This is a genomic window from Pseudomonas sp. UBA2684 (assembly GCA_002354655.1).
Classification (GTDB): Bacteria; Pseudomonadota; Gammaproteobacteria; order Pseudomonadales; family Pseudomonadaceae; genus Aquipseudomonas.
In genome coordinates this window covers 88,300-90,861 of the sequence record DELY01000044.1, presented here as the reverse complement: position 1 = coordinate 90,861, position 2,562 = coordinate 88,300, and the positions used below count along the sequence as shown (strand labels likewise).

Genomic DNA, 2,562 nt, shown 5'->3' with positions numbered 1-2,562 from the left:
GGGACATAGCCTTTTTTATGGCGATGTGCCGATTACGTGGTGTATGAGCCGTCACGCGCTCGTGAGCCGCTGGGCGGCATCAATAGTGAATTGCTCAATAGCCTGGCGCTCGCTGAGTTGCGTCGGCATTTTCAGTGTTGTCAGCGTGCCGTCGGGCAAATGGATGGCCAGTTCGGATTCGAAGTGGATTCCGCGGTCATCGACGGTGGCGTACGTCACGCCATACACATTCTGGTTTGCGATGGACTGGATGATGCTCATGACGCTTCTCCTGGCTGCGCGCTATTTGCCGCTGCCCGCTGCGATCTGGGGCGGCAGGCTGGCAGCGTTTACGTGGCTGGCAAAAGCGGAGGCGGCGAGCAAACTGGCGATGGCGGCGAAGCTGTTCATGGCGGTGTCCTTCGGTCTGGGGGGCAGTGCTGCCCGATGACCAGATCATCGCCGTGCGGCGTTATTGACAGAAGTGAATGGGCGTTATGGTGACTATCGAGCGCGCTGATACATCTCACGCTGTAGCAATTGGTCGGGTTTGTCGCTCGGCCTTGCGCCGGCCTATTGCCTTGCTACGTGGCGCCAGGCAGGCTTGCTCGGAGTATGAATAACCACCCGCTTTTCAGGTATTTGCCCCATGCCGTTGCAGATTTGCATTCTGGAAACTGACATCCTCCGTCCCGAACTGGTCAACCAGTACCAAGGCTACGGGCGGATGTTCGAGCAACTGTTCGCGCGTCAGCCGATTGCCGCCGAGTTCACCGTGTACAACGTGATGGAAGGCCATTACCCGCCGGACAGCGAGCGCTACGATGCCTACTTGGTCACCGGTAGCAAGGCCGACTCGTTCGGCAGCGATCCATGGATCGCCACCCTCAAAACTTACCTGCTCGAGCGTTATGCGCGCGGCGACAAGCTGCTCGGCATCTGCTTCGGCCACCAGTTGTTGGCACTGTTGCTCGGCGGTAAGGCCGAGCGTGCCGAGCAAGGCTGGGGCGTGGGCACGCACCGCTATCGCTTGGCGCACCAGCCCGGCTGGATGAGCCCGGCGCTGGACGATCTGACCCTGTTGATCAGCCACCAGGATCAGGTCACGCAACTGCCGGATAACGCTACGCTGCTAGCCTCCAGCGAGTTCTGCCCAATCGCCGCTTACTGCATCGACGATCAGGTGCTGTGCTTCCAGGGGCACCCGGAGTTCATTCACGACTATTCCAAGGCGCTGCTGGATATCCGTCAGCAGCACATCGGCGAGCAGACCTACCGCCAAGGCGTGGACAGCCTGCAGCACGAGCACCAGGGCCATGCTGTAGCGGAGTGGATGATGCGTTTCGTCGCCCACGGCCGCACTGGTGAACCGGCTTAAAACCTTGTGCAATACCGCCCAAAGCCCGGCCTGCATGCCGGGCTTTGGTTTGCCTTACAGCCAGCCGGAATGCTTGAAGCTGGCGTACAGGCCGATGCAGCCCGTGGCGATCAGCCCGAGTACGCCGAAGTAGCCAAAGTGCCAGGCCAGTTCCGGCATGTTTTCGAAGTTCATCCCGTAGATGCCCGCCACCGCCGTGGGGAAGGCCAGGATGGCGGCCCAGGCAGCGAATTTGCGTTGCACCAGGCTCTGCCGCGACGACTCCAGCAACAGACCAATCTCGATGGCGTGATCGGCCATTTCGCGTAAGGCGGTCAAATCTTCCAGCAAGCGGCTGACGTGGATGGCGACATCGCGAAAGTACGGGCGCATGTTTTTGTCGATAAACGGGAAGTCGAGGCGTTGCAGTTCCTGGCAGATCTCCGCCAGCGGGCCGATGTAGCGACGCAGACGCAGCAGGTCGCGGCGCAGGCCCTGGATGCGCTCGACATCGGCTTGCGTCAACGGCCGCTTGAGCACGTCCTGCTCGACGTCCTCCAGTTCGGCGTAGTAGTCATCCATCAGCGGTCGGTAGTTTTCGATGACGAAGCTGAGCAGGGCGTAGAGCACGAAGTCTTCACCATGTTCGAGCAGCAATGGCCTGGCTTCGCAGCGCTGGCGCACCTGCGAGTAGGGCGCGGATTCACCGTAGCGGGCGCTGATCACGTAGCCCGTGCCGGCGAACAACTGGGTCTCAATGAACTCCAGTTCGCCCTGCACGCGGATAGGCGAATAAAGCACCAGGAAAAGCGCATCGCCGAAGGTCTCCAGTTTGGGCCGCGTATGCCGCTGCAAGGCGTCTTCGAGGGCCAGTTCATGCAGGTCGTACTGACGTTGCAGTTTGGTCAGCTCCTCGGGGCCCGGGTCATGCAGGCCGATCCAGACGAAATGATCGGGTTTTTTCGACCATTCCTTGCCTTCATCGAGGGTGATGTCGGTGATTTTCCTGCCTTTGCTGTAGACGGCTGCGGCAACGACTTGACCCATGGTGTTTCCTTCGCATTGGCTGTTGGCACTGGCGCGGAGCTTACCGCCTTGTGACTGAGAGTGTTGTCGCGTGCGGCGAGTTCTTCCAGATGTTAGGGCGTATCGGTCTTTTTACCTGGAGGGTCATCGCCTCACTAGAGCTATTGCTCTAAATTCTTGGCTCTGTACCCGTTAAATGT

General features: G+C 59.9%; 4 protein-coding genes. 2 read left to right on the top strand and 2 right to left on the bottom strand.

The window, feature by feature from the left end; translation table 11 throughout:
- Window positions 1-51: 51 nt before the first annotated feature.
- Window positions 52-261: a type III secretion system co-regulatory protein PtrC gene (gene ptrC, locus B3M58_RS14970; RefSeq protein WP_296220253.1), complete on the bottom strand. Its 210-nt coding sequence runs from the start codon at window positions 259-261 to the stop codon at window positions 52-54.
- Between ptrC and B3M58_RS14965 the strand changes: the two genes are divergently transcribed.
- Window positions 260-430 carry a hypothetical protein gene (locus B3M58_RS14965; RefSeq protein WP_296220252.1) on the top strand — a complete coding sequence of 57 codons (171 nt, stop codon included), beginning with the start codon at window positions 260-262 and terminating at the stop codon, window positions 428-430. The genes ptrC and B3M58_RS14965 overlap by 2 nt on opposite strands.
- A gap of 198 nt (window positions 431-628) precedes the next feature.
- Entirely contained in the window at window positions 629-1,357 is a 729-nt protein-coding gene (locus B3M58_RS14960) for an amidotransferase (RefSeq protein ID WP_296220251.1), read from the top strand.
- A gap of 54 nt (window positions 1,358-1,411) precedes the next feature.
- Here B3M58_RS14960 and B3M58_RS14955 read toward each other — a convergent pair whose 3' ends face one another.
- On the bottom strand, window positions 1,412-2,383 hold the full coding sequence (locus B3M58_RS14955) for a magnesium and cobalt transport protein CorA (protein WP_296220250.1): 972 nt from the start codon (window positions 2,381-2,383) through the stop codon (window positions 1,412-1,414).
- Between the last annotated feature and the right edge of the window lie 179 nt (window positions 2,384-2,562).